The organism is Nocardiopsis sp. iso_186, from assembly GCF_056173365.1.
In genome coordinates, this window is record NZ_CM149670.1 from 4,074,112 (window position 1) to 4,099,300 (window position 25,189).

The 25,189-nt window shown below is 68.5% G+C and carries 23 protein-coding genes; 10 read left to right on the forward strand and 13 right to left on the reverse strand.

The annotated features are described in order from the left end of the window. Positions 1-36 precede the first annotated feature (36 nt). From era to AC0VYP_RS17940, 6 genes are all read right to left on the reverse strand, one after another. Entirely contained in the window at positions 37-1,005 is a 969-nt protein-coding gene (era, locus tag AC0VYP_RS17915) for a GTPase Era (protein ID WP_285757222.1), read from the reverse strand. Between the two features lie 30 nt (positions 1,006-1,035). After that, positions 1,036-1,389 (reverse strand): cytidine deaminase, encoded by a 354-nt coding sequence (locus tag AC0VYP_RS17920; protein ID WP_285757223.1) that lies wholly within the window; start codon positions 1,387-1,389, stop codon positions 1,036-1,038. A 30-nt stretch (positions 1,390-1,419) separates the two neighbouring features. After that, complete coding sequence (locus tag AC0VYP_RS17925; protein WP_475470817.1) at positions 1,420-2,766, reverse strand: hemolysin family protein; 1,347 nt, start codon at positions 2,764-2,766, stop codon at positions 1,420-1,422. Next, positions 2,763-3,227 (reverse strand): rRNA maturation RNase YbeY, encoded by a 465-nt coding sequence (gene ybeY, locus AC0VYP_RS17930; RefSeq protein WP_285757225.1) that lies wholly within the window; start codon positions 3,225-3,227, stop codon positions 2,763-2,765. The genes AC0VYP_RS17925 and ybeY overlap by 4 nt, the downstream gene beginning before the upstream one ends. A gap of 75 nt (positions 3,228-3,302) precedes the next feature. After that, on the reverse strand, positions 3,303-4,367 hold the full coding sequence (locus AC0VYP_RS17935; protein ID WP_475470819.1) for a PhoH family protein: 1,065 nt from the start codon (positions 4,365-4,367) through the stop codon (positions 3,303-3,305). Between the two features lie 162 nt (positions 4,368-4,529). Beyond that, positions 4,530-4,886, reverse strand: coding sequence for a histidine triad nucleotide-binding protein (locus AC0VYP_RS17940; RefSeq protein WP_285757227.1), 357 nt, complete (start codon positions 4,884-4,886; stop codon positions 4,530-4,532). 396 nt (positions 4,887-5,282) lie between these two features. Between AC0VYP_RS17940 and AC0VYP_RS17945 the strand changes: the two genes are divergently transcribed. Continuing rightward, positions 5,283-5,813: a SigE family RNA polymerase sigma factor gene (locus AC0VYP_RS17945; protein WP_285757885.1), complete on the forward strand. Its 531-nt coding sequence runs from the start codon at positions 5,283-5,285 to the stop codon at positions 5,811-5,813. Further along, on the forward strand, positions 5,810-6,487 hold the full coding sequence (locus AC0VYP_RS17950) for a hypothetical protein (protein WP_285757228.1): 678 nt from the start codon (positions 5,810-5,812) through the stop codon (positions 6,485-6,487). Before AC0VYP_RS17945 ends, AC0VYP_RS17950 begins: the two co-directional genes overlap by 4 nt. 81 nt (positions 6,488-6,568) lie before the next feature. Here the strand turns inward: AC0VYP_RS17950 and AC0VYP_RS17955 are convergent, their stop codons facing one another. From AC0VYP_RS17955 to hrcA, 3 genes are read right to left on the reverse strand one after another with little or no spacing between them, the layout of a single operon-like run. Further along, the gene (locus AC0VYP_RS17955) at positions 6,569-7,312 is read right to left on the reverse strand and encodes a 16S rRNA (uracil(1498)-N(3))-methyltransferase (RefSeq protein ID WP_475470821.1); all 744 of its coding nucleotides are present in this window, start codon (positions 7,310-7,312) and stop codon (positions 6,569-6,571) included. Then, positions 7,309-8,457: a molecular chaperone DnaJ gene (dnaJ, locus tag AC0VYP_RS17960; RefSeq protein WP_475470823.1), complete on the reverse strand. Its 1,149-nt coding sequence runs from the start codon at positions 8,455-8,457 to the stop codon at positions 7,309-7,311. Before dnaJ ends, AC0VYP_RS17955 begins: the two co-directional genes overlap by 4 nt. After that, the gene (hrcA, locus tag AC0VYP_RS17965; protein ID WP_475470825.1) at positions 8,458-9,471 is read right to left on the reverse strand and encodes a heat-inducible transcriptional repressor HrcA; all 1,014 of its coding nucleotides are present in this window, start codon (positions 9,469-9,471) and stop codon (positions 8,458-8,460) included. 288 nt (positions 9,472-9,759) lie between these two features. On the opposite strand from hrcA, the gene AC0VYP_RS17970 reads away from it, so the two are divergent. The 3 genes from AC0VYP_RS17970 (at position 9,760) to AC0VYP_RS17980 (ending at position 12,648) form a co-directional block, all read left to right on the forward strand. After that, positions 9,760-10,599, forward strand: coding sequence for a DUF3097 domain-containing protein (locus AC0VYP_RS17970; protein WP_285757232.1), 840 nt, complete (start codon positions 9,760-9,762; stop codon positions 10,597-10,599). 62 nt (positions 10,600-10,661) lie between these two features. Beyond that, positions 10,662-11,849 carry a DUF4870 domain-containing protein gene (locus tag AC0VYP_RS17975; protein WP_475470827.1) on the forward strand — a complete coding sequence of 396 codons (1,188 nt, stop codon included), beginning with the start codon at positions 10,662-10,664 and terminating at the stop codon, positions 11,847-11,849. 184 nt (positions 11,850-12,033) lie between these two features. Further along, positions 12,034-12,648, forward strand: coding sequence for a magnetosome magnetite crystal formation protein family (locus AC0VYP_RS17980; protein WP_285757234.1), 615 nt, complete (start codon positions 12,034-12,036; stop codon positions 12,646-12,648). Positions 12,649-12,717: 69 nt separating this feature from the next. Here the strand turns inward: AC0VYP_RS17980 and hemW are convergent, their stop codons facing one another. The 3 genes from hemW to AC0VYP_RS17995 form a co-directional block, all read right to left on the reverse strand. Further along, positions 12,718-13,950, reverse strand: coding sequence for a radical SAM family heme chaperone HemW (gene hemW / locus AC0VYP_RS17985; protein ID WP_475470829.1), 1,233 nt, complete (start codon positions 13,948-13,950; stop codon positions 12,718-12,720). 102 nt (positions 13,951-14,052) lie between these two features. Beyond that, entirely contained in the window at positions 14,053-14,703 is a 651-nt protein-coding gene (locus tag AC0VYP_RS17990; RefSeq protein WP_285757236.1) for an MOSC domain-containing protein, read from the reverse strand. A gap of 47 nt (positions 14,704-14,750) precedes the next feature. Next, entirely contained in the window at positions 14,751-15,791 is a 1,041-nt protein-coding gene (locus AC0VYP_RS17995) for a LacI family DNA-binding transcriptional regulator (RefSeq protein ID WP_285757237.1), read from the reverse strand. Positions 15,792-15,898: 107 nt separating this feature from the next. On the opposite strand from AC0VYP_RS17995, the gene AC0VYP_RS18000 reads away from it, so the two are divergent. After that, positions 15,899-17,530: a glycoside hydrolase family 13 protein gene (locus AC0VYP_RS18000; RefSeq protein ID WP_475470831.1), complete on the forward strand. Its 1,632-nt coding sequence runs from the start codon at positions 15,899-15,901 to the stop codon at positions 17,528-17,530. A 410-nt stretch (positions 17,531-17,940) separates the two neighbouring features. Here AC0VYP_RS18000 and lepA read toward each other — a convergent pair whose 3' ends face one another. After that, positions 17,941-19,785 (reverse strand): translation elongation factor 4, encoded by a 1,845-nt coding sequence (lepA, locus tag AC0VYP_RS18005; protein WP_475470832.1) that lies wholly within the window; start codon positions 19,783-19,785, stop codon positions 17,941-17,943. Positions 19,786-19,967: 182 nt separating this feature from the next. Between lepA and AC0VYP_RS18010 the strand changes: the two genes are divergently transcribed. The 4 genes from AC0VYP_RS18010 to AC0VYP_RS18025 all read left to right on the forward strand — a co-directional run bounded on the left by AC0VYP_RS18010 (position 19,968) and on the right by AC0VYP_RS18025 (position 25,138). Further along, on the forward strand, positions 19,968-20,960 hold the full coding sequence (locus AC0VYP_RS18010) for a hypothetical protein (RefSeq protein ID WP_475470834.1): 993 nt from the start codon (positions 19,968-19,970) through the stop codon (positions 20,958-20,960). 200 nt (positions 20,961-21,160) lie between these two features. Then, positions 21,161-21,430, forward strand: a complete 270-nt coding sequence (gene rpsT / locus AC0VYP_RS18015) for a 30S ribosomal protein S20 (RefSeq protein ID WP_285757241.1) — start codon at positions 21,161-21,163, stop codon at positions 21,428-21,430. A gap of 206 nt (positions 21,431-21,636) precedes the next feature. Continuing rightward, a complete protein-coding gene (locus AC0VYP_RS18020; protein ID WP_475470835.1) occupies positions 21,637-22,758 on the forward strand; it encodes a helix-hairpin-helix domain-containing protein in 1,122 nt (373 codons plus the stop codon). A 25-nt stretch (positions 22,759-22,783) separates the two neighbouring features. Continuing rightward, positions 22,784-25,138, forward strand: a complete 2,355-nt coding sequence (locus AC0VYP_RS18025; RefSeq protein WP_475470837.1) for a ComEC/Rec2 family competence protein — start codon at positions 22,784-22,786, stop codon at positions 25,136-25,138. The last annotated feature ends 51 nt before the right edge of the window (positions 25,139-25,189 follow it).

Consider the following 25,189-nt stretch of genomic DNA (forward strand, 5'->3'; position numbering starts at 1 on the left):
GAGCCCACGCGTTGACGGTGCGTGTCCGGCAACCGATCAGGTCTGTTGGTCAAAACCAAGGCGACGCAACTGCTTGGGGTCGCGCTGCCAGTCCTTGGCCACCCGCACTCGGAGGTCGAGAAAGACCCTGGTGCCCAGGAGTGCCTCGATCTGCTTGCGCGCGCGGGTCCCCACATCGCGAAGGCGCGCCCCTTTGGAACCGATCACGATGGCCTTCTGGCTGGAGCGCTCTACGTACAGCGACGCGTAGATGTCCATCATCGAATGGTCGGGCCGGGTGTTCGCCCGCATCGCCATCTCCTCGACCACAACGGCGATGGAGTGCGGAAGCTCGTCGCGCACACCGTCCAGGGACGCCTCGCGGATCAGCTCGGCCACCAGCATTTCGTCAGGCTCGTCGGTGAGGTCACCGTCGTGGTAGAGCGGCGGTCCGGGCGGCAGGTGGCCGCACAGCACGTCGGTGACCGTGTCCAACTGGAAAGAACCGTTGGCCGAGACCGGGACGATATCGGCCCACTCGCCCAGTTGGGAGACCGCCAGCAGCTGGTCGGTGATCTGCTTGCGGTCGGCGGTGTCGGTCTTGGTGACGATCGCCACCACCGGCGTGTCGCGCTGAGCGGCGAGTTCACGGGCGATGTAGGCGTCGCCCCTGCCGATCGGCTCGTTGGCCGGGATGCAGAAGCCGATCACATCGACCTCGACCAGGGTGGAGCGCACCAGGCTGTCCAGGCGCTCGCCCAACAGCGTGCGCGGCTTGTGCAGCCCGGGAGTGTCAACGATGATCAGCTGTGCGTCGTCGCGGTGCACGATGCCACGCACAGTACGCCGCGTGGTCTGCGGCTGGTTGCTGGTGATCGCCACCTTCTGCCCGACAAGGGCATTCATCAGCGTTGACTTGCCCACATTGGGCCGGCCGACGAAGCAGGCGAAGCCGCTGCGGAAACCCTCCTTGTACGTGGGCATCGGCAGCGGCACGCGCAGCTTCTCAAGATCGAGGTCGTCCATCTGTCCAGTCTCGCCGGTGGAGTGCAGTGCTCAGGCTCGAACAATGCTGGTGGTCGTGCCGTCGGGAGCCGCCGTGATCAAGGTCGCGGCCTTGAGGTCGGCTGCAACCGAGGTGTCGGCCCCGGAGGGCACGGTGGCCGCGGTGACCACGACTGCGGCTTCCAGCGACTCCGCTCCGCTGGAGACCGCGGCGGCTACGGCCGCCTGGAGCGCGGTCAACGCCAGGGACGGCAGTGCGACGGTGGTGGCCACGTAGGTGCGACCGGTCTCGTCGCGCACCGCCGCGCCCTCGGCGGAGCCGTTTCGGGCGCGAGAGGAACGGGCGAGGGTCACGAGCTTGGCGTCTTCGGGGCCGAGCTCGACGGGGGGGCTGGTGTCACTCAACGTGGGTGCCTCTCTTGGCGGGTAGGCAGGTCAGGCGTCAACTCGGTCGGGACCGGAGTCGTCGGCGGGCACCGGAAGCTTCTGCACCAGGATCGTCGCGGTCTGGTTGCGGCGGCCGGAAGGGTCCTCGGCGATCAGCCGGAGGCCGGAGAGTTCGGCCCGGGAGCCGGTGATGGGCACCCGTCCCAGGGCGTAGGCGAGCAGGCCGCCCACGGTCTCGATGTCGGGGGCGTCGATCTCCACCTCGAACAACTGCGCGAGATCGCCCAAGGGCAGGCGGGCGGTGACTCGCGCGCGGTCCTCGCCTAGGCGCTCGATGGGCGGGACCTCGTCGTCGTACTCGTCGGTGATCTCGCCGACGATCTCCTCGACGATGTCCTCGATGGTGACCAGGCCGGCGGTACCGCCGTACTCGTCGATGACAACGGCGACGTGGATGCGCTTCTGCTGCATCTCGCGCAGGAGTTCGTTGACGGGTTTGGAGTCGGGTACGTAGGTGGCCTCGCGCATCACGTCGCGGACCGTGCGGTCGGGGTCGGCCGCGAATTCGTCCTGGCCGGACGCGTCGATCCGCTCGTCGCGCAGCCGGGACACGACGTCCTTGAGATAGACGATTCCCACTACGTCGTCCTCGTTCTCGCCCACAACGGGAATGCGGGAGAACCCGCTGCGCAGCGCCAGGGAGAGCGCATCCTCGGCGGAGGCGTCGTGAGGGACGAAGACGATGTCGGGACGGGGGACCATTACCTCGCGCACCGAGGTGTCGTCGAGCTTGAAGACCGAATGGATCATCTCCCGCTCTTCGGCGTCGATGACCTGCCCCTGCTCGGCGAGGTCCACCAGGTGGCGGAGTTCGTCCTCGCTGGCGAAGGGGCCCTCGCGGTCCCCCTTGCCGCGCGGGGTGAAGGCCCGCCCGAGGAAGACCAGGAGTTGGGCGAGCGGCCCCAGCACGAGGGTGACCGGGTAGATGACGTTGGCGCTGGCAACCGCGACCTGGGCCGGGAACTGTCGGCCCAGGATCCGGGGCGCGACACCGATCATGACGTAGTTGACCAGAATCATGATGCCCGCGGACAGGGCGATCGCCTGCCAGGTCAGCCCGAGCCAGTCGATGAAGCCGACCGCCAGCGACAGCGCTGCGAGGACCTCGCAAGAGACCCGCAGCAACAACACCATGTTGAGGTGGCGGGCGGGTTCAGCGGCGATCGACTCCAGCCTGCGCGCTCCGGAACTGCCCCGGTCGGTGCCGATCAGCTCCGCCACGCCCATGCGTGAGGCACGCCCGAGGGCGACCTCGGCACTGACGAAGAAGGCCGCCAGCAGGGAGAGCAGGACGGCGCAGCCGAAGGCAAGGCTGAGTTCGGCGGCACCGTTCACGACGTCTGCTCCAGGCTCTCTCGCCACGCGGCGAGCAGTTCGCCCTGGAGGCCGAACATCTCTTTGTGCTCGTCGGGTTCGGCGTGGTCGTAGCCCAACAGGTGCAAGATGCCGTGGGTGCACAGCAGGTCGATCTCGGCCTGCTCACTGTGTCCGGCCTTCTCGGCCTGACGGGCGGCCACCTGCGGGCAGATGATCACATCGCCCAGGACCCCGGGGTCGGAGGTACGCCCCGGGCCCCCGGGACGCAACTCGTCCATGGGGAAGGACAGGACATCGGTGGGGCCGGGTTCGTCCATCCACCGCACGTGCAGGTCGGTCATCGGCTCCTCGTCCACGAGGACCACCGAGAGCTCCGCGAGCGGGTGCACCCGCATCGCGTCCAGGACGTAGCGGGCCAGACGGGACAGTCGCTCTTCGTCGGCCGGGACGCCGGACTCGTTCGCGACGTCAATACTCATAGCTGTTACAGCGCCTTATCTCGAAATTCCATGAAGATCCGCGCGGCGCGGGCCGCCCCGCGCGGCGGCCGCGGCCTATTTCCGGCCGCTGCCGCCGCCCGGGCTGTTGGCGCGGACCGGGCGGCCGTTGCGAGCGCCGTTGTGCTGCGTGGCCTCCTGCTGTTGCTGCGCCTCGTGGCGGCCGTAGGCGTTGACGATCTTGCCGACCAGCTTGTGACGGACAACGTCCTTGCTGGTCAATCGGCAGAAACCGATGTCCTTGATACCGTCGAGGATACGCTCGATCGTGGCCAGTCCACTGGCCTGCCCACCGGGAAGGTCCACCTGGGTGACGTCACCGGTGACCACGATCTTGGAACCGAACCCCAGACGGGTCAGGAACATCTTCATCTGTTCCGGCGAGGTGTTCTGGGCCTCGTCCAAGATGATGAAGGCGTCGTTGAGGGTGCGTCCGCGCATGTAGGCCAGCGGGGCGACCTCGATGGTGCCCGCCGCCATCAGCTTGGGGATCGAGTCCGGGTCGAGCATGTCGTGCAGCGCGTCGTAGAGGGGGCGGAGGTAGGGGTCGATCTTCTCGTAGAGGGTGCCGGGCAGGAAGCCCAGCCGTTCCCCCGCCTCGACCGCGGGCCGGGTCAAGATGATCCGGTTGACCTCCTTGGCCTGCAATGCCTTCACCGCTTTGGCCATGGCCAGGTAGGTCTTGCCGGTACCGGCCGGACCGATACCGAAGACGACGGTGTGCTTGTCGATGGCGTTGACGTAGTGCTTCTGGTTGAGTGTCTTGGGCCGGATCGTGCGTCCGCGCGCCGAGAGGATGTTCATCGTCAGCACGTCGGCGGGACGCTCGCCCGCCTCGCCGGGGGTACGCAGCATACTCAGTGCGTGCTCGATCGCCTCGGGCGTCACCTGGGTGCCGCCCTCGACGAGTTCGAGCAATTCCTCGACAAGGCGGACGACCAGGGCGGTGTCCTCGGGACTGCCGCTGATGGTGATCTCGTTGCCCCGGACATGGATGTCGCTGTCGAAGGAGTTCTCCACCACCCGGAGCAGTTCGTCGCGGGCCCCGAGCAGGCTGACCATCATCTGGTCCTCCGGCACGACGATCTTGACCTGGGTGCTTGATTGCGTTGACTCGACCATGGTGTGGCCTTGCGGCCGTCTCGCCCCTGCCCTTCGTCGCCGTATCCGGGATCTTTGGCACCGTGGCGGCCTCTCGGACCGTCCGCGCCAGGACTGGATTCTATCAACCCGGTACTGAATCGGTCCGAGAGGTTTTGCCTGTGCCGCGGGTCCCGAAGCGCGCTATCCCGGAGGCCACTCCAGCCCGCGCCCGCCCAGCAGGTGCCCGTGTACGTGCAGGACGGTCTGTCCGGCGGCAGGACCGGTGTTGAAGACCAGACGGTATCCGGTGTCGGCGATCCCCTCCGCCGTGGCGACCTCACCGGCCACCCGGGCGATCTCGTCGAGCAGGCCGGCGTCGGCCGCACCTGCCTGTGCGGCCGTGGCGTAGTGCTGGCGGGGCACGATCAGCACGTGCGTGGGGGCCTGGGGGTTGAGGTCGCGGAAGGCGAGGGTCTGCTCACTCTCTCCCACGACGTCGGCCGGTATCCGGCCGGCGATGATCCCGCAGAACAGGCAGTCGGACTCGGTCGGTGCCACCGGCTTCTCCTCTCGCTGAGGGCGGACGCCCTCGTCGCGCCCTCCATGATGCCGGAGTCGGCGAACTCGGCGAGTACCGAAGTCAACGCCTCAGCAGGGGGCCGGCTCGTTCCCGTGGTTCCGGCGCCCGGCAATCGGACCGTTTGCGCCACAAGCACCCCGCCGCATCGGTCTATTCTGGGATTTTGCGTCTTCTGTCGGGGCCTCCGCAGCGCTTCGGAAGTACCGGCAAAGACGGGACGAACCTTTGCAGCATCACGCGACCAGACGTCGAGGGAGGTCATGGGCGCCTTCTCCTGGAACAAGCGGCGGACATCCCCATCAAGCGAGAAGAACGACATGCCCTTTCGTAAACCCGACGCCAAGGGCACGCGTCCTACCGACGTGACTGAAACCATGGTGGCCGGAGCGCCAGCGGCGACGGTGGCGGTCAGTTGGGACGCCGACCAGGCGGTGACCCAGCTCTACTCGGCCCACTATCGTCCCCTGGTCCGACTGGCGACGCTGCTCGTTCGCGACGTCGCCACCGCCGAAGAGGTCGTCCAGGACGCGTTCGTTTCCATGCACACCGCGTGGCGGCGCCTGCGCGACCCCAACAAGGCGTTGTCGTACCTGCGCCAGTCCGTGGTGAACAAGGCGCGGTCGGTGCTGCGGCACCGCGCTGTGGTGGAGAAACATGCACCCAAGGCACTACCCGATGCTCCCAGCGCGGAGCACGGTGCCATGGGCGAACTCGAACGGGCCGCGGTGATCGAGGCATTGCGCACACTGCCGACCCGGCAGCGAGAGGCTATTGTTCTGCGTTATTACGGAGACCTCTCCGAAGCTCAGATCGCCGACGCCATGGGCATCAGTCGTGGCGCAGTCAAGAGCCACACGGCACGCGGAATCTCCGCGCTCCGCACGGTTCTGGAGCAATCGACATGACCGAACCTTTCGACGACCGCTTCGAAGAGCGGCTACGGGCAGTCCTGCACTCGGAAGCCGACGCTACGCGCACGTCCCATGACGCGCTGGAGCGAATCCGTTCCCGGACCGAGCGCAACCGGTTCTCATGGAGCGGCCTGGTGTGGCTGAGGCCGGCCGTCGCGGTCGGGGCCACCGCGCTGATCGCCTCTTCCGTGCTGCTCGGTACCCCACAGATCCGCGAGCGGGTGCTGCCCGAGTCGTTCGTCTCTGCTTCCGACTCGCAGCAGGCCGAACTTCCGCCGGCCCTGCAGGCACAGACCTCTCCCGGACAGCCCAGCCACGGAGCGGGACCGCACCCCGAGGCGGCTCCGGCCGCCCCCAGCGAATCCCTCCGCCCGTCTCCCTCCAGCAGCCCCGGCACGGTCGAGGGCCCCATGACGCTGAGCGGTACCTGCACGCCCACACCGTCTCCGACGCCCTCCACCCTCCAGGACCGCGCACGACGCGACAGCGCAGGCGTGCCCTGTGCTCCGGGGCGCCCCACCGAAACCGGTCCGCAGGACCCCGCACCCGGAACCGATCCGGGCCAGGACGACCCCTCGCCCGATCCGGACGAAGACGACACTTCAGAGCCCGCCGATCCCCCGGCCACCCTGCTGCCCGGCAACGGCGGCCAGGAGCCGGCTCCCTGACCTACGGCGGGCAGGAGCGCGTCGTGGCCGCTCCTGCCCGACCACGACGATCAGCGTCCGGGGGCGCGCCCACGCGCGCGGCTACCAGCGCCCGCAGCGTGCCTGGAGTACCGCCAGCGCGGCGACACCGGCGGTCGAGGTGCGCAGGACCGTGGGGCCCAGCAGCGCACGAACAGCACCGGCGGAGTCGAAGGCCGCGAGCTCGGAGTCGGTGAACCCGCCTTCGGGTCCCACGACGGTCACGATCTCGGTCGCGTCCGTCGGAGCGGAAGGCAGTGCGACTTCGGACAATCGAATCGCCCCTTCCTCGTGGAGCACGATTCCCAACGAGGCAGCGGACAGCAGTTCCACGACGTCCCGGGTGGCAACCGGTTCGCTCACGTTCGGCACCCGGCTGCGGCGGGCCTGCTTTGCGGCGGAGCGGGCCGCTGAGCGCCACTTGGCCAACGACTTCGCCGCACGGTCGGCCTTCCACCGGGTGATGGAGCGCTCTGCAGCCCAGGGGACGACGGCATCGACGCCGGCTTCGGTCATCACCTCGACGGCGAGTTCACCGCGGTCGCCCTTGGGCAGAGCCTGGACGACCACCAGGCGGGGAGCCGGCGGGGCCTCGACGGTTCGCTCGTGAACAGCAAAGGTCACCGTGTCCTTTCCGACCGCGACGACCTCGCAGCGCGCTCTGGTGCCGGCGCCGTCGGCGAGGTGGACCACCTCGCCGACGGCGAGCCTGCGCACGGTGGCGGCATGGCGGCCCTCAGAACCGCCAAGCACCATCCGGTCACCATCGAGATCACCCGATTCGGTGAGGAAGACCGGAGGTGTCACCGGGCCCCAAACGCGTCGCGCAGACGGGAGAAGAGGTTGCCGTGCCCCGGGCTGAACTTGCCGGGCGGGTGGTCCTCCCCACGCAGCTCGGCGAACTTGCGCAAGAGCGCCTCCTGTTCGTCGTCGAGACGGCCGGGAGTCTCGACGGTGACGTGGATCAGCAGGTCACCGCGGCCCGCCTCGTTGAGGTGCTTGCATCCGCGCGCCTCCAGGGTAATGACCTGACCGGAGTTGGTCCCCGGACGCAGATCGATCTCCTCGTTGCCGTCGAGGGTCTCGATGGTCAGTGACGCTCCGAGGGCGGCCGCCGCCATCGGGACCGTGACGGTGCAGTGCAGATCGTCCCCGCGCCGCTCGAAGATCGGGTGCGGACGCTGCACGATCTCCAAGAAGATGTCACCGCGCGGACCGCCGTTGGGGCCGACCTCGCCCTCGCCGGCGAGCTGGATCTGGGTACCGTCCTCGACGCCCGCGGGAATCTGGACCTTGCGGGTGACGCGCTCGCGCACCCGACCCTCGCCGGCGCAGTCGGCACAGGGGTTCTTGATGGTGCTGCCCTGGCCGGAGCACTGCGGACACGGTCGGGTCGTCATGACCTGGCCGAGGAAGGACCGGGTGACCTGGGAGACCTCACCGCGGCCGGCGCACATGTCACAGGTCTCACGGTGACTGCCCGCGGCGGTGCCCTCACCATGGCAGGTGTCACACACGATGGCGGTGGGGAAGGTGACGTCCTTGGTGACGCCGAAGGCGGTCTCGGCGAGGTCGAGTTCGATGCGCACCTTGACGCTGCGCCCGCGACGTGCACGATCACGCGGTGAACGGCCGGCCTGCTGGCCGCCTCCGCCGAAGAAGGCGTTCATGATGTCGTCGAAGGGGAATCCCCCCGCGCCACCCCCGAACCCGCCCGGCCCGCCACCGCCCGCGGGGGCGAAGGGGTTGACACCCATGTCGAACATGCGGCGTTTCTCGGTGTTGGAGAGGACCTCGTATGCCTGGGCCACCTCTTTGAAGCGCTCCTGCGTCACCGGGTCGGGGTTGACGTCCGGGTGCAGCTCACGCGCGAGTTGACGATATGCCTTCTTGATCTCGTCCTGGGAGGCGTCTCGGCGGACACCGAGGATCTCGTAATAGTCTCTGGCCACTTACTGTCCCGCCAAGATCTGACCGACGTACCTTGCCACAGCGCGTACCGCTCCCATCGTTCCTGGGTAGTCCATTCGAGTCGGGCCGACGACCCCGAGCTTGGCAAGCGGCTGGTCACCGATGCCGTAGCCGGCGGAAATGATCGACGTGGTGTGCAAGCCCTCGTGTGAGTTCTCAGCCCCGATGCGTACTGTCAGCATCGACGGGTCGGCCGCCTCACCCAGCAAACGGATGAGGACGACGTTTTCTTCCAGCGCCTCCAGGACGTCGCGAAGACTGGTGGAGAAACCCTTCGCGGCGAGGTTGGCGGTACCACCGAGAACGACCTTCTCCTCGCGCTTCTCGACCAGGCTCTCCATCAGGACCGAAAGCACCGCGTGGGCGAGGGGGCGGTCGTCTGCGGGAATCTGGGCGGGAATCGTGGAGACGGTCTGCGGGACGTCGGTGAGCCACTTGCCGATGAGGGCACGGTTCAACACGCTGCGCAGGTTCTCGACCGCCTCATCGGTGACCGACAGCAGTCCGTCGATGACACGCTGATCCACTCGGCCGGTGTCGGTGATGAGCACCATCATGACACGCTGCGGCCCCAGTGGGACGAGTTCGATGTGTTGGACGCAGGACCGCGTCAGGGACGGGTACTGCACGACCGCCACCTGGCGGGTCAGCTGGGCGAGCAGGCGAACCGTGCGGGCCACGATCTCGTCGAGGTCCACGGCGCCGGACAGGAAGGTCTCGATCGCACGCCGCTCCGGCCTGGACAGCGGCTTGACGGTCGAGAGCCGGTTGACGAAGAGCCGGTAACCCTTGTCCGTGGGGACCCGCCCCGCACTGGTGTGGGGCTGGGCGATGTAGCCCTCCTCTTCGAGGGACACCATGTCGTTGCGAATGGTCGCCGGGGAGACTCCAAGGCTGTGCCGGTCAACCAGCGCCTTGGAACCTACGGGCTCGTTCGTGGACACGTAGTCCTCGACGATGGCACGCAGCACCGCGAGTTTGCGGTCGTCAAGCACGCGCTCACCTCCTGCTGGCACTCCGTGGTCTCAAGTGCTAATTCTACGCCGCAGAGCAAGCCTGCTCCGGACGGCGCTGAATCGGTCCGGCCCGGCGCACCTCCCAACGGGCTCCTTCCCGGCAGTTCCGCAGTATTTTTGCAGCTGGACGACTTTCTCGAATCGATGCCGCCCCGAGCCCCGCCGGCGGGAGCGCTCGATGGCGACGATCCCCACACGGCCGGCCAACACGCCATGGGCCGGGGGGAACCCCCAAACGGTCGGGGGAGGTCGCTAAAATCCGGGGCCGTGTCTTCTCACTCCCCGAAATACGGCAACGACGTACTGGCCGGAGACTGGCGCCGCCCCCGTAAGGGCAGTGTGCCCGAGGTTCCGGCCCAACGGGGCCTCGTCGCGGAATCGGCCGACGAGGGCTTCTGCGGCGCGATCGTCGCCTGGGACAAGCAGACCGTCACACTTGAGGACCGCGCCGGACGCACCCGGGTGTTCGATCTCGCCCCGGCGGCCTTTCTGATCGACGGTGCGCCGGTGACCCTGGTACGCCCCTCCCCGACCGTCTCCAGCGCCCCGCTGCGCAGTGCGTCGGGTTCCGTCGCCGTTCGTGACGTCAGATCGCGGGTGGCCAAGGAGAGTCGGATCTACGTGGAGGGCGCCCACGACGCGGACCTCGTGGAGAAGATCTGGGGCCACGACCTGCGGGTGGAGGGCGTGGTTGTGGAATACCTGGAGGGTGTGGACCATCTTCCCGACGTCGTGGCGGAGTTCTCCCCCGCCCCTCAGCGACGCCTCGGTGTACTGGTGGACCACCTGGTGGACGGGTCGAAAGAGAGTCGGATCGCCGGCCAGGTGACCTCCCCGCACGTTCTGGTCGTGGGGCACCCCTACATCGACGTGTGGGCCGCGGTGAAACCGGCGACCGTGGGAATTCGTCGCTGGCCGGATGTTCCTCGGGGGATTCCCTGGAAAGAAGGGGTACTGGACGCACTCGGCTGGCGGATGGAGCCGGGCGAAGCGTGGCAGCGCATCCTCGGTTCGGTGCGGTCCTACGCGGACCTGGAACCTGAGCTGCTCGGACGCGTCGAAGAATTGATCGACTTCGTCACTGCCCCCCACCTGGACCGGCAATAGGCTCAGGAGCAGGGACCGGCGTGTTCTACGGCCCACCGCAATCGGCATAGCCAAGGGAAACCATGAGCGAGACACCTCCCAACTACCCGCCACCCCAGGACGGCCCTCCGGGCCGTGAGCCGGACCACGGCACGCCTCCCCACGGCGAACAGCCCGGCGGCCAGGCCGACAGCGGCGGCCAGCAGGGCTACGGTCAGGAACAGCACGACGAGCAGGCCGGACACGGGCAGTCCTCCGGGGGACGGCCCGGATACGGCCAGCCCTCGGGCGGACAGCCCGGCTACGCGCAACCCTCCGGTGCGCAGCCGGGGTACGGCCAAGCCCAGCCCCATCCGGGATACGGCCAGCCCTCGGGCGGACAGCAGGGGTACGGCCACCAGCAGCCCGGGTACCCGCAGGGCCCACCGGAGAACCAGGGACAACCGTCCGGGGGAACTCCCGGCTACGGACAGCAGCAGTACCCCGGCTACGGCCAACAGCCCGGATACCCCCAACAAGACGCGCAGCCCGGATACGGCCAGCCCTCGGGCGGACAGCAGGGGTACGGCCAGCCGTCCCCGCAGGGCTACGGACAGCAGCAGTACCCCGGCTACGGCCAACAGCCCGGATACCCCCAACAAGGCGCCCAGCCCGGATACGGCCAGCCCTCGGGCGGACAGCAGGGGTACGGCCAGCCGTCCCCGCAGGGCTACGGACAACAGCAGTACCCCGGCTACCCCCAGCAAGGGGAGCAGTCCTCCGGTTACCCTCAGCCGAGCGCGCAACCCGGATACGGCCAGTCCTCGGGCGGCTACCCCGGATACGGCCAACAGGAGGCCGTCCAGCAGGGCTACGGACAGACCGACTATCAGCAGGGCGGAACCGACCAGTTCGGGCAACCTGCGGGTGGGGCGGACCACCAAGGGGAAACCACCTGGGCGATGATCCCGCACCTCTCCGGGGCGATCATCGCCTGCGCCGGCTGGTTGCCGGCTCTGGTCGTCTTCCTGATGAAGAAGGACAGTTCCCCGTTCGTACGCCACCACGCGACAGAGGCCCTGAACTTCCAGCTGACCCTGCTGATCCCCTACATCATCAGCACGATCGTCTTCATCGCGCTGGGCATCTACAACCCGGGGCTGTCACCGATCGGATCGGGGCTGCTGATGGTCGTCTGGCTGGTCTCGATCATCTTCGGGGTCCTCGCGGCACTCGCGGCCAACAAGGGTGCGCTGTACCGCTACCCGGTCGCGCTGCGGATGGTGAAGTAGCGGGAACCCCGATGGTGGCGGACCCGTCCGAGTGAAGGAATGGTTCGCCACCCACCGAACGGCCTTACTGGACGGCCGCCGCAAAGCCGTTCAGAATCGCCACCAGGGCCATGCGGTGGCGACCGCGATGTCCAAGCGCCCACGTGCTGCGCACCCCACACGGGACGGAAGACGAGGACCGATCATGAGCAACGCCTACCCGCCCCCGAACGGCCCCGACGGCCAGGGCGGCCATGGATCAGACCCCTACAGCACCGGGGGGCAGTCGGGCTACGGCCAGCAACCGCCGCCCGGGTACGGGCAGGCCCCCGGAGGGGAGCCCGGATACGGCCAGCCTTCCGGGGGGCACGCCGGCTACGGCCAGCAGCCTCCCCAGCAGGGCTACCCCGGCGGTTACGACGCCCCACAACCGCCGCCCGCATACGGCCAGCAGCCCGCATACGGCCAGCAGCCCGGATACGGCCAGCGTCCCGGCAGCAGCGACGAGAACACCTTCGGTCTGCTGATCCACCTGAGCGGAATCCTGGTGTCGTTCCTCGGCCCGCTGGTGTTCTACCTGGTCAAGAAGGATGAGTCTCCCTACCTTCGACACCATTCGCTTGAGGCGCTCAATTTCCAGATCGTGATGCTGATCGCCAACGTGGTCTCCATCATCCTGGGAGCCGTCACTTTCGGCATCCTGGGCTTCCTGCCGTTCGTGGTCTGGGTCGTCAACATCATCTTCTGCGTCCTGGGCGGCATGGCTGCCAACAAGGGCGAGATGTACACCTACCCGTTCAACATCCGAATGGTGAAGTAGGCAGCCCTTTCGTCCGACGTGTATGCCCCCGGCCGCCGGGCGAATTCCAGCGGCCGGGGGCATACGCGTTCAGGTCAGATCACGGACGAGCGCGTCGGCCAGCAGGCGTCCGCGGGTGGTGAGGACCGCGCGTCCCCGCGCATGGTCGGAGGCGGCGAGCAGGCCCTCGGCCACGGCCCGGGCGGCGGCGGCCCTGCCGTCGTCGTCGAGCAGGTCGAGAGGGCAGCCCTGGAGGATGCGCAGCTCCAGCAGAATGCGCTCGAAGCGCCGGTCGTCCTCGTTGAGGACCTCTCGCGCCTGGGCCGGGGTTCGCCCCTCCGCCAGTCGCGCGGCGTAGGCGGCGGGGTGTTTGACGTTCCACCACCGGGTGCCCCCGATATGGCTGTGCGCTCCCGGACCGACCCCCCACCAGTCCCCGCCGGTCCAGTAGAGCAGGTTGTGCGCACTGCGGGCGTTTTCGCCGGCCGCCCAGTTGGACACCTCATACCAGTGCAGTCCGGCAGCGGTCAGTCGCTCGTCCGCCATCAGGTAGCGATCGGCCATGACGTCGTCGTCGGGCGGGGTGAGCTCGCCCCTGCGCACCCGGGCAGCCAACCGGGTGCCCTCCTCCACGATGAGCGAGTAGGCGGAGACGTGGTCGGGGCGCGCTGCGACGGCCGCGTCCAGCGACTCCTTCCAGTCGGCGTCCGTCTCCCCTGGTGTGCCGTAGATCAGGTCCAGGTTGACATGATCGAACCCGGCCTCTCGTGCCCAGTTGACGCACTGTTGCGGACGTCCGGGGGTGTGGGTGCGCTCCAACACCTGGAGCACGTGGGGACGGGCGCTCTGCATACCGAAGGAGACCCGGGTGAACCCGGCGTCGCGCAACCGCTTGAGATAGTCGGCGTCCACTGTCTCCGGGTTGGCTTCGGTGGTGACTTCGACGCCGGGGGCAAGACCGAAGCGGGTGTCGATCGCGGCCAGAATACGGCCGAGGTCCTCTGCGGGCAGCAGCGTCGGGGTACCGCCGCCCACGAAAACGGTGCTGACCGGGGTGGCGCGCTCCCCCAGGACCCTACGGGCGAGGTCGAGTTCACCGATGGCCTGGTCGGCATAGGTGTCGCGGGAGGCCGTGACTGATCCGTCCCGCGAACGCAGCTCGGCGGCGGTATAGGTGTTGAAGTCGCAGTAGCCGCAGCGGGTGACGCAGAACGGGACATGGACGTACATTCCGAACGGCCGGTCACCGAGCCCGTCGAGCGCGGTCGCGGGCAGGGCGCCGTCATCGGGCACGGGGTCACCGTCGAGGGGAACTGAAGGCATGTCTTCAGTGTCGAGCACGCCCGGGACCTGATGCGCCAGGTGCACGGGCGGGCGGGGCGCAACCGCACGGGTACGGCCCGCACGAGCCGCATCACCGAAGGGCTACCGCAGGCCCAACTGCTTCTCGACTCGGGCCAGTGGTTCCTTCCACGTGTCAGAGCGTCCCGGAAGGGCCATTACACGACGCAAGAGGTCGAGGTCGCGTTCGTAGCCGGCCCGAAAGGCGGAACTGATGTCGATGCCGTGGTCGGGGCGGTGCTCGATGTGGACCTCGTCACCGGCGCCGATCTCCCCTTCTTCAAGAACGCGCAGGTAAGCGCCGGTTCGGGCCTCCTCGGTGAAACGCTTGACCCACGCCTGGGCGTCGATCCAGTTCCTGAACACCGCGCAAGGGGTGCGGGGCAACACCACCTCCAACAGGGCATCTCCGATGCGCCAGCGCTCGCCGATCAGCGCCTTGCTGACCGTCAGCCCTCGCGTGGTGAGGTTTTCCCCGAAGACACCGTCGCGCAGCGGCCGTCCCAGCCGCTCCTGCCACAGATCGAGCTCTTCACGAGCGTAGGCGTAGACGGCCTGGTCGGGACCACCGTGGTTGGCGGTGTCGGCCTGCTCGTCGCCGTCGAGGCCCAGGGTTTGGGCACGGACCCTGCCCTGGACCGGATTTTTGTCGATGGCGGTGCGCTTGAGTGTGCCCGCCCATTCCGCGTCCACGGCTCGGCCGACATTGACCGACTGCACGATCCCCTTGTTCATGGGGAGAACGTTACGCGAATGGCGGCCGTTTCCGATGCCGCCGCTCCTCACCCCGCGGCAGCGGCCCGTGTGGGCTCGGGCGTACGGGCAGCGGCTCCGGTGGAGCCCCGCACGACGAGTTCGGGGTCGAAGACGTACTCGGTACGGGAAGCCGCATGGCCGGCGATCTCGTCGCACAGCGCGCGCACAGCGGCCAGCGCCATTGCCTGGATGGGCTGGCGGACGGTGGTCAGCGGGGGATCGGTGAAGGCGATGAGCTGGGAGTCGTCGTAACCCACGACGGAGCAGTCCCCTGGGACGGAGAGCCCCCGCTGTCGAGCGGCGCGGACGGCACCCAGGGCCATCAGGTCCGATCCGCACACGATGGCGGTTACGCCTCGGTCCAACAACCTGGACGCCGCGGCGTGCCCGCCCTCCACCCCGAAGAGGGAGAGTTCGACCAGGTCGTCGCTCTCCAGTCCCTTGGCGGCCATCGCTTCCTTGAAACCGGCCATCCTGCGTCGGACCGGCACGTAGCGTTGCGGGCCGCTGGCGAACCCGATCCGGGTGTGACCGAGTGCGGCCAGGTGGTCCACCGCCAACTGCGCCGCGTAACGGTCGTTGGGCGAGACGAAAGCCGCGGGAAGGCCGTCGACGAAGCCGTTCACCAGGACGATGGGGAGTCCGCGGGCGAGCAGGGCCCGGTATCGGTCGTGGTCGGCCGTGGTGTCGGCGTGCAGGCCGGAGATGAAGATGATTCCGGAGACATTGCGTTCCAGCAGCATCTCCACGTACTCGTCCTCGGCTATCCCGCCGGGGGTCTGCGTGCACAGCACCGGGGTGTACCCGTGCTGGGCCAGCGCACCCTCGGCCGCCTGGGCGAACAAGGGGAAGATCGGGTTCTCCAGCTCGGGAACGACCATTCCGACCAACCCGGCGGAGCGCTGGCGCAGCCGGGCCGGGCGCTCGTAACCGAGGACGTCCAAGGCGGTGAGAACGGCCTTGCGGGTTTCCGCGCCGACCCCTGGTTTGTCGTTGAGCACTCGGGAAACGGTGGCCTCGCTGACCCCTGCCTGGCGGGCGATGTCAGCGAGTCGAGGTGAGGCCATGCGAGCACTCTAGTGGACAAACCGGTTTCATGATTGAAAGAGATCGGTAATCTTGCGCAAGTAATTTCAGCCAGTCGTCATCGTTCCGGCGATACGAAGGGACCCCTATGCAGTCGTCTCCCGAAAGCGCGCCCGCCACCCCTGCATCCCGCAGTGACTGGTGGCGTGAAGCGGTCATCTACCAGGTCTACGTTCGCAGCTTCGCCGACTCCGACGGAGATGGCGACGGTGATCTGCGCGGTATCCGTGAGCGCCTGCCCAAACTGGCGGCGCTCGGCGTGGACGCCGTCTGGCTGACGCCGTTCTACGTCTCCCCCCTCGCCGACGGAGGGTACGACGTCGCCGACTACCGCGACGTCAACCCGCGCTTCGGCACCCTCGCCGACTTCGACGACCTGCGCGCATCGGCGCACGGGTTGGGCATCCGGGTGATCATCGACATCGTCCCCAACCACACGTCGTCGGCCCACCCCTGGTTCGATGCGGCGGTGACAGCCGAGCCGGGGTCCCCCGCGCGCGACCGCTACGTCTTCCGTCCGGGCAAAGGTCCTGACGGCGACGAGCCGCCCACCAACTGGAACTCGATCTTCGGCGGTCCGGCCTGGACCCGGCTCAAGCGGCCCGACGGCACACCCGAGGAGTGGTACCTCCACCTGTTCGACCCCGAACAACCGGACTTGAACTGGGAGAACAGTGAGGTTCGGGCGGAGTTTGCGGATGTTCTGCGATTCTGGCTCGATCGCGGGGTGGACGGATTCCGCATCGACGTGGCACACGGAATGGTCAAGGACCCCGCCCTGCCCGATATCGCCGAAGGACAGAAGGCCGACCTGCTGGACGGCCACAGCCGTCTGCCCTACTTCGACCAGGACGGCGTGCACGAGATCTACCGCGAGTGGCGGGCGATCGCGGACTCCTACCCGGGCGAGCGCGCTCTGGTGGCCGAGGCGTGGGTCGAGGACGCGGACCGGGTCGCGCGCTACCTGCGTCCCGACGAACTGCACCAGGCGTTCAACTTCGAGTACCTGACCGCCGATTGGGATGCGACGGTCCTGCGCGGGGTTGCGCAACGGTCGCTGGCGGCCAACGCGGCCGTGGGCGCACCCACTACCTGGGTCCTGTCCAACCACGATGTGACCAGGCACGTCACTCGATTCGGTGGAGGCGACCACGGCCTGGCCAGGGCCCGCGCGGCGGCCCTGCTGACGCTGGCGCTCCCCGGATCGGTCTACCTCTACCAGGGCGAGGAACTGGGCTTGCCCGAGGTCACCGACCTGCCGGAGGACGTTCTCCAGGATCCGACCTGGAAGCGTTCGCAGTACACCGAGCGTGGCAGGGACGGTTGCCGGGTCCCGTTGCCGTGGGAGGGCGAGGAGGCGCCGTTCGGGTTCGGTTCCAGCGCGGAGCGGGCCTGGCTGCCGGTACCGCCCGAGTGGCGGACCCTGACAAGGGAGGCCCAGGAACGCGACGCCGGTTCCACCCTGTCGCTGTACACCGCGGCGCTGCGCCTGCGCAGGTCGGAGCCGGCTCTGGGCGATGGGGCGATGCACTGGGGCGACGCCCCCGAGGAGGTCCTGGTCGTCCACCGCGATCCGGGGTTCTCCTGCGTGGTCAATTTCGCTCCCGAACCGGTGACGATGCGCTGGGAGGGCGAGGTCCTGCTGGGCAGCGGTCCCCTACGGCTCGCCGAGGGCGTACTCGTCCTGCCCGCCGACACCGCGGTGTGGCTGCGCCGCTGATCCGTGCCGCACACTGGGGCCCGAACAACCGTTCGGGCCCCAGTGTTTTGCGAAAATAATTGAAATTTGTTCCAAAATTTGCAAAAAATTGCTAACGCCGCACGCCGCCTCCCCAGAGTCGCGACGGAGAACACCCCGTAAACGAGTTCCTGACCGCCAGTGTCTTCCTGCGCGACCCCGGGGGGCCAGACCCTGACGGTGGGGTGGTGCGGGCTGATCTCGGGCGAGCGCAACGCCGACTTCTGGGTCTTCCCAGCAGGAACGATCCTCATCGCCGTCTCCACCCTGGCGGTGTCCTGGTTCCTGCAACGGTACATCGTGGAAGGTCTGACCAGCGGATCGGTCAAGGACTGCCCCGTAACGCGGCTAAGGAGCGGGACACCCGGCCCGCTCCTTGGCCTCCCACGGCACTACTTCTTCTTCGCGTCCTTGCCGTCGCCGCCCGAGTCGGTGGACAGCGCAGAGATGAACGCCTCCTGCGGCACCTCGACCCGGCCCACCATCTTCATGCGCTTCTTGCCCTCCTTCTGCTTCTCCAGCAGCTTGCGCTTACGGCTGATGTCGCCGCCGTAGCACTTGGAGAGCACGTCCTTGCGGATCGCACGGATGTTCTCGCGGGCGATGACCCTGGCACCGACGGCCGCCTGGATCGGAACCTCGAACTGCTGGCGCGGGATGAGTTCGCGCAGCTTCTTGGTCATGGCCAGCCCGTAGGAATAGGCGTTCTCCTTGTGGACGATCGCCGAGAACGCGTTGACGGTCTCACCCTGTAGCAGGATGTCCACCTTGACCAGGTCGGCGATCTGCTCGCCGGAGGGCTCGTAGTCCAGCGAGGCATACCCCTTGGTGCGCGACTTGAGCTGGTCGAAGAAGTCGAAGACGATCTCGGCGAGCGGAAGCGTGTAGCGCATCTCCACCCGGTCCTCGGACAGGTAGTCCATCCCTTGGAGGTTGCCGCGACGGCTCTGGCACAGCTCCATGATCGGACCGACGAAGTCCGAGGGCGAGAGCAGCGTGGCCCGGACCATGGGCTCGCGGACCTCGGCGATCTTGCCCTCGGGGAATTCGCTGGGGTTGGTCACCGTGTGCTCGACGGCGTCTTCCATGCGGACCTGGTAGACCACGTTGGGCGCGGTGGAGATGAGGTCGAGGTTGAACTCGCGCTCCAGGCGGTCCCGGGTGATCTCCAGGTGCAGCAGACCGAGGAAACCGCAACGGAAGCCGAAACCGAGCGCCGCGGAGGTCTCTGGCTCGAACACCAGTGCCGCATCGTTGAGCTGGAGCTTCTCCAGCGCATCACGCAGCACCGGGTAATCGGTGCCGTCGATCGGGTACAGCCCCGAGAAGACCATGGGCTTGGGCTCGCGGTAGCCCGAGAGGATCTCGGTCGCGGGCTTGGTCGCGGAGGTGACGGTGTCACCGACCTTGGACTGGCGTACGTCCTTGACCCCGGTGATCAGGTAGCCGACCTCACCGACACCGAGGGAGGCCACCTTGGTGGGCTCGGGCGAGCTGACCCCGATCTCCAGCATCTCGTGGGTGGCGCGGGTTGACATCATCTGAATGCGCTCACGAGTACCGAGCTGGCCGTCGATGACCCGGACGTAGGTGACCACGCCCCGGTAGGTGTCGTAGACGGAGTCGAAGATCATGGCGCGCGCGGGCGCGTCGGCGTCGCCGACGGGCGGCGGGATCTTGGCGACGATCTCGTTGAGCAGCTCGTTGACCCCGACACCGGTCTTGGCACTGACCTTCAGTACGTCGGAGGGCTCGCAGCCGATGATGTTGGCGAGCTCGGCCGCGTACTTCTCCGGCTGTGCGGCCGGGAGGTCGATCTTGTTGAGCACCGGGATGATGGCGAGGTCGTTCTCCAGGGCCATGTACAGGTTGGCCAGGGTCTGGGCCTCGATGCCCTGGGCCGCGTCCACCAGCAGGATCGCGCCCTCGCAGGCGGCCAGCGAGCGGGAGACCTCATAACTGAAGTTGACGTGTCCGGGGGTGTCGATCAGGTTGAGCACGTAGCTCACGTCGTCGGTGGCGGTGAAGGGCAGCCGGACGGCCTGCGACTTGATGGTGATACCGCGCTCGCGCTCGATGTCCATGCGGTCGAGGTACTGCGCACGCATCTGGCGGGCTTCGACGACACCGGTCAACTGCAGCATCCGGTCGGCCAGGGTCAACTTGCCGTGGTCGATGTGCGCGATGATGCAGAAGTTTCGGATCAGCGCGGGATCGGTCCGGGTTGGCTCTGGCACCGTGGTCCGTTCACATTCGTCGAGGTGGCATGGGCGTGACGCGGCGGTCGTGGTGGGGCGCGCGGCGTCGGTAGGCGTGCCCCCATGGTCCCATGCCCCGAAAGTTGGGGGATACCACGGGCGAGAATGGGACAGGCCGACTTCGACCAGGCTATGTGACGCTCAACAACCGGGAGACAACGGTGCGGTGGCTTCTCCAACGTATCCTCGCAGGTCTGGCCGCCGTTCTGGTGGTGGCGATCGGCGCTGGGACCCTGCTGGCGATGCAGTTCTCCGGGGAGGAGGCTCCTTGGGCGGCGTCCTCCGGCGAGGACTCCGCCTGGTTGGGCAACGTCTGGGTGAGCGGTGGGCGCGGACCTGCCGAGTTCGCCGAACTCTCCCCTCGGCTGAGCATGTTGTCCGAGGTCTACGTGCACGTGGGTGAGATCGGCCCGGACGGCACGGTGGACCCCGGGGGGTACGCCGGCGCGGAGGCGTTCCTGGACTGGATGGGGCAGGAACTGCCGGAGGTGCGGGTCCTGGGCTGGCTGAGCCACACCGCGGAAGGCTCTTCGCTGACCAGGGACCGGTTCCCCGAGGACGCACGGGCGCGCATAGCCGAGGGCTCGGCCGATGTAGTGGCGGCCGGGTTCGACGGCGTGCACTACGCGATCACACCGGTCACCGTGAACGATCCGAGTTTTCCCGACCTGTTGGAACGGGCCCGCGAGGCGGTCGGTGACGAGGCGTTCATCTCGGTGGACGTCCAGCAGCTCGAACTCATCCCCGGTATGCGGCTGCCGGTCTTCTTCGCCGCCCGCGGCGAACGGTACTGGTCCAAGGGCTACCTGATCCGGGTGGCGGAACTGGTGGACGGAATCGTGATCCGCGGCCACGGGACAGGGATGCCGACGCAGTCGCTGTACGGCGGGTTCATGGTGCGTCAGACGGTGCTGGCGTTGGAGACGGTGCCGGAGGGGGTGACGGTGCATATCGGCGCTCCGTCCTTCGACCACGAGGGGTGGGGGCCGGTCTCGGGCGCGGAGAGCGTCGCGGGGGCCGCACGAGCGGTGCGCATCGGACTGACCGAGCACGGCGAACGGGAGGGATTCGGGATGGCGCTGTACGTGTTGGACGACACCGACCCCGACGACTGGGCGGAATTCGAGACCGGCTGGCTGAATCCGCCCTCCTGAGCGGGGTACGGTGCGAGCACTCCCGAACACGGGGCATAATGGAAACCCGTGTCTCGGGCGTTCCACGTTCGGTTTGAGCCCTTCGGACTCACCCACCACGTCGATATCCGCCGCGGACCCTTTGTGGATCGGCTGCCCACGCTGGCGATCCGCGCGTATTTTCGACGCATGATCTGACATTAACTGGAGCACGTTTTCGCATGGCGAACATCAAGTCGCAGAAGAAGCGCAACCGGCAGAACGAGAAGGCCCGGATTCGCAACAAGTCGGTGCGCTCGTCGCTGAAGACGGCCATCCGCAAGTTCCGCGAGGCCGCCGAGTCCGGCAACGTCGAGCAGGCCACCGTGCTGCAGCGCGACGCCTCGCGCAAGCTCGACAAGGCTGTCAGCAAGGGCGTCATCCACCAGAACCAGGCCGCGAACCGCAAGAGCGCGATCGCCAAGCGTCTGGACACTGTGAAGAGCGCCTAGCAGGTTATCCACAGAGCCGCCCGCACCCTTTCGGTGCGGGCGGCTCTGTCGTACGCCGCGAAGGGGCTGCCGTCGATGTGCTCCCCCTGGCCGGTTGACGCCCCGACAGCACCGGTGGTCTTCCACGGGGCCATGGGGTACGTGACTGTCCACAGGCCCGCTTTCCCTCCCGACTCGTCCCGGTGGATGTTCCTAGCGTTGATGGCATGATTGCCCCTCGCCGATCGTCACCGCCTCCTGACGCCTCCTCGGCCCTGCGATTGCAGGCCGCCCTCACCGACCTCTCCCCCACCGCACCGGCTCCTGCCCCCGAGCCGTTTCCTCCGCCGCACGAGCTCGACGCACTGCCGGCGCCGCCCTACGCCCTCCGGCCGGCACAGCAGGGAGGGAGGCGACGCCGGCTCTCGCCAGCCCCTTCCTCCCCGGGGTCCTCCGGCAGCACGGGGCGTCGCAGGCGAAACGACACCCCGACCTCCGACGAGCAGGGGCAGGCTCCGCCCATGGACGCACTGCCGAGGCGGTCCCGGGTGCGCGAGCGGATCGCAGCGTCCCCGCCGGAGGGCCGGGACACGACCGGGTCCGTGCCGTCCGGGACCGCCGAACCGCCGCCGGGGTACCTGGAGGTGCGGGAACCGACGGCACGCACCGGGGCGCTCGCCGGCCTGACCGACCGCTTCCTCGGGGAGGACGGCGAACGCCCCGTTTTGACCTCTGCCGGGGTCAAAGCATTGGCGGGAGTGTGCGCGACGGCGGTAGCGCTCACCTGTTGGCTCGTGCTCCGCGACCGCCCCGACCCCGTGCCCGCGCCGGTTCTGCGCGCTGACAGTTCCCCCGTGCCGTCTCCGGAGGAGACGTCTTCGGAGCAGACGGCCGACGAGGCGGGGACGGGTGAGGTCGTGGTGCACGTGGGCGGCGAGGTCGAATCCCCCGGCGTCCTCACCCTTCCCTCGGGTTCCCGGGTGGCCGACGCCATCGAAGCGGCCGGCGGAATCGCACCCGACGCCGATCCCGGCCTGCTCAATCTGGCCCGCCCCCTGGTCAACGGCGAACAGGTTCTGGTGGCCGTCACGCCCTCTCCCGGCGTTCCCTTGCCCCCTGATCCTGTCCCCCCGGGCATGCCGCCCCTTCTCCTCGACCTCAACAGTGCGGGGCTAACAGAGCTGGAGACGCTGCCGGGGGTGGGGCCGGTGCTGGCCCAACGGATCATCGACCACCGCACCACCAACGGCGGGTTCACGTCGGTGGAGCAGCTCCGCGACGTCACCGGAATCGGGGACCGTCGGTTCGAGGAGCTGAAGGACGCGGTACGGGTCGGCGCAACGCCATGAACCATCGTGTCCCGGTGGAGCCGACGTGAGCTACTTGGGCACCGACTCCCCCGTCTCCCCCGGCCGGGCGGACGCACGGCTGTGCGCTCCTGCCGTCGGGCTGTGGGCGAGCGTACTGGTCTCACTGGGCCTCCCCGCCTGGGCCTCGCTCGGGGCAGGTGTCGGCCTTGGCGTGGTCGCGCTGGCCCTCGTACCGCTGCTGCGCGCACACCGTCCGCCCGCGGGGATACCGCTTCTGGCAGCCGTCGTGGTCTGCGCGGCGGGCGGCACCCTGGTGGTCGCCGGGCGCACGGCGACCCTGGAGCGGAGTCCGGTGGCCCAGCTGGCGCAGGACGAACGGCACGCGCACCTGGGGGTGCGGCTCACCCGCGATCCGCGCCCGCGGGTGAGCACGCTCGTTCCTGGGCGCGCAGAGTTCACCGTGGAGGCCACAACAGAGTGGGTGACGGTCGATGGCACGCGGGTGCCTTCCCGGGTGCCGGTGGTACTGCTGACGCACGGGGAGGAGTGGCGCGACCTCGTCCCCAGCCAGCGGATGCAGATCTCGGGCAGGATCGTCCCCGGTGGGGAGGACGGGCTGATGGCCGGGCTCGTGCTGGTGCGCGGTCCTCCGGCAGAGGTGGGGGCGCCCTCGGCTGCGCATGCCTGGGCCGCGCTGGCCCGCGCCCGGCTGCGCGAGACGTGTGCGGTCCTTCCCCGCCCCGAACAGGGTCTGCTCCCCGCGTTGGTCGTCGGGGACGTCTCCAGGCTCGACGAGGAAACCTCCGAGGTGTTCCGCGCCACCGGGATGACGCACCTTTTGACGGTCTCCGGAGCGAATCTGGCCGTCATGACCGGAGCAGCGCTGGGTTCGGCACGCCTTCTCCGCCTCCCCAACTGGTGCGCGGTGGCCATGGGCGCGGGGATGATCGCGGTGTTCGTGTTACTGGCCCGTCCCGAGCCGAGCGTGCTCCGAGCAGCGTTCATGGGGGCGGTGGCCCTGTTGGGAATCGCCCTCGGCCGTCCCCGGATCGGACTGGCCGCCCTGTCGGCCTCGGTGATCGGTCTGCTGTTGTTCGCGCCGGAACTAGCCGCCTCCTACGGGTTCGCGCTGTCCGTGCTCGCCACCGGGGGAATCCTGCTGCTCGCCCCGACATGGCGAGACACGTGGTCGGCGCGCCTGCCCCGGTGGCTGGCCGAGGCGATCGCCGTGACCCTGGCAGCGCAGGTTGCCTGCCTGCCGGTATTGGTTCTGCTGTCGGCCGAGGTCAACTGGGTTTCCGTTCCGGCCAACGTGCTCGCCGGTCCGGCGGTTCCGGTGGCGACAGTGGGCGGTTTCGCGGTGGCCGGACTGGGCCTGTTCGCCCCACGGGTGGCCCAGTCCGTCGTGGAGGTCCCGGGAGCGGCGGTCGGCTGGATCGCCGCGGTGGCGCATACGGGCGCGGCGGTTCCGGTTGCTGCCCTGCCCTGGCGTGCGGACGGGGTGGGCGCGCTGCTGCTGGCCGGGGTGGTCGCGGTGCTGCTGGCCGCCCGGGGGTGGTTGCGGCGGGCGCTGGGTGCGTTGGCGGGTTCCGTCGCGGGCGCGGTGTTGCTGGTGACATGCACGGCTCCGGACTGGCCTCCGCCGGGGTGGGTGCTGGTGGCCTGCGACGTCGGGCAGGGGGATGCATTCGTGCTGGCAGCGGGGGGTGATCAGGCGATCGTGGTCGATGCGGGGGTCAACCCGCGTGCGGTTGACCGGTGTCTGAGGACTCTTGGCGTGCGGGACGTGGTGCTGTTGGTCCTCACCCATGACGACGCCGACCACGTCGGCGGTACCGCGGGCGTACTTCGGGGCAGAGCCGTGCACTCGGTGTTCACCCCGCCCGGGTTCGATTCTCCAGCGGTCACCCGGGCGCTGGCCGGTGCGGGGACCGAGCGGCACACCGTCGCGGCAGGGCAGCGCTTCGTTGTCGGGCCGTGGCAGCTGACCGTGCTGTGGCCCTCGACCGGTACCGGGGGCGACTCCAACAACCGCAGCCTGGTGGTTCTGGCACGCTGGGTTTCTCCGGTCCGGACGGAAACCGCCTCCTCGTTCTCGGTACTGCTCACCGGAGACATCGGGGAGTCTGCGCAGCGCGGTCTGCTGACCGAACCCGCGACCCGCTCGGTGGACGTGCTCAAGACCCCGCACCACGGTGCCAGAAGCCAGTCCGCGCGATTCCTGTCCGCCACGCGTCCTCGGATCACCCTCACCTCGGTAGGCACGGGCAACCGTTACGGACACCCCGCCCCCGAGGTGTGGGCGCTGCTGGAAGGTCTGACTCCCGCCTCGTACCGCACCGATGTGCACGGCGACATAGCGGTACTGCCGGGCACCGGCGCACCCGCTGTGACCTGGCGCGGCCCTCTGGACCGATGAGAGGAGAACGATAGGCGCCCGTTCACCGAAATGGCGGCGAACAGGCTGACC

Coding starts and splice junctions, on each gene's coding strand:
- AC0VYP_RS17975 (WP_475470827.1), top strand. CDS start 10,662: ATGAGCGAGACACCTCCCAACTACCCGCCACCCCAGGACGGCCCTCCG.
- hemW (WP_475470829.1), bottom strand. CDS start 13,950: ATGCCTTCAGTTCCCCTCGACGGTGACCCCGTGCCCGATGACGGCGCC.
- AC0VYP_RS18000 (WP_475470831.1), top strand. CDS start 15,899: ATGCAGTCGTCTCCCGAAAGCGCGCCCGCCACCCCTGCATCCCGCAGT.
- AC0VYP_RS17995 (WP_285757237.1), bottom strand. CDS start 15,791: ATGGCCTCACCTCGACTCGCTGACATCGCCCGCCAGGCAGGGGTCAGC.
- AC0VYP_RS17950 (WP_285757228.1), top strand. CDS start 5,810: ATGACCGAACCTTTCGACGACCGCTTCGAAGAGCGGCTACGGGCAGTC.
- AC0VYP_RS18020 (WP_475470835.1), top strand. CDS start 21,637: ATGATTGCCCCTCGCCGATCGTCACCGCCTCCTGACGCCTCCTCGGCC.
- era (WP_285757222.1), bottom strand. CDS start 1,005: ATGGACGACCTCGATCTTGAGAAGCTGCGCGTGCCGCTGCCGATGCCC.
- AC0VYP_RS17980 (WP_285757234.1), top strand. CDS start 12,034: ATGAGCAACGCCTACCCGCCCCCGAACGGCCCCGACGGCCAGGGCGGC.
- AC0VYP_RS17945 (WP_285757885.1), top strand. CDS start 5,283: ATGGTGGCCGGAGCGCCAGCGGCGACGGTGGCGGTCAGTTGGGACGCC.
- AC0VYP_RS17990 (WP_285757236.1), bottom strand. CDS start 14,703: ATGAACAAGGGGATCGTGCAGTCGGTCAATGTCGGCCGAGCCGTGGAC.
- rpsT (WP_285757241.1), top strand. CDS start 21,161: ATGGCGAACATCAAGTCGCAGAAGAAGCGCAACCGGCAGAACGAGAAG.
- ybeY (WP_285757225.1), bottom strand. CDS start 3,227: ATGAGTATTGACGTCGCGAACGAGTCCGGCGTCCCGGCCGACGAAGAG.
- AC0VYP_RS17935 (WP_475470819.1), bottom strand. CDS start 4,367: ATGGTCGAGTCAACGCAATCAAGCACCCAGGTCAAGATCGTCGTGCCG.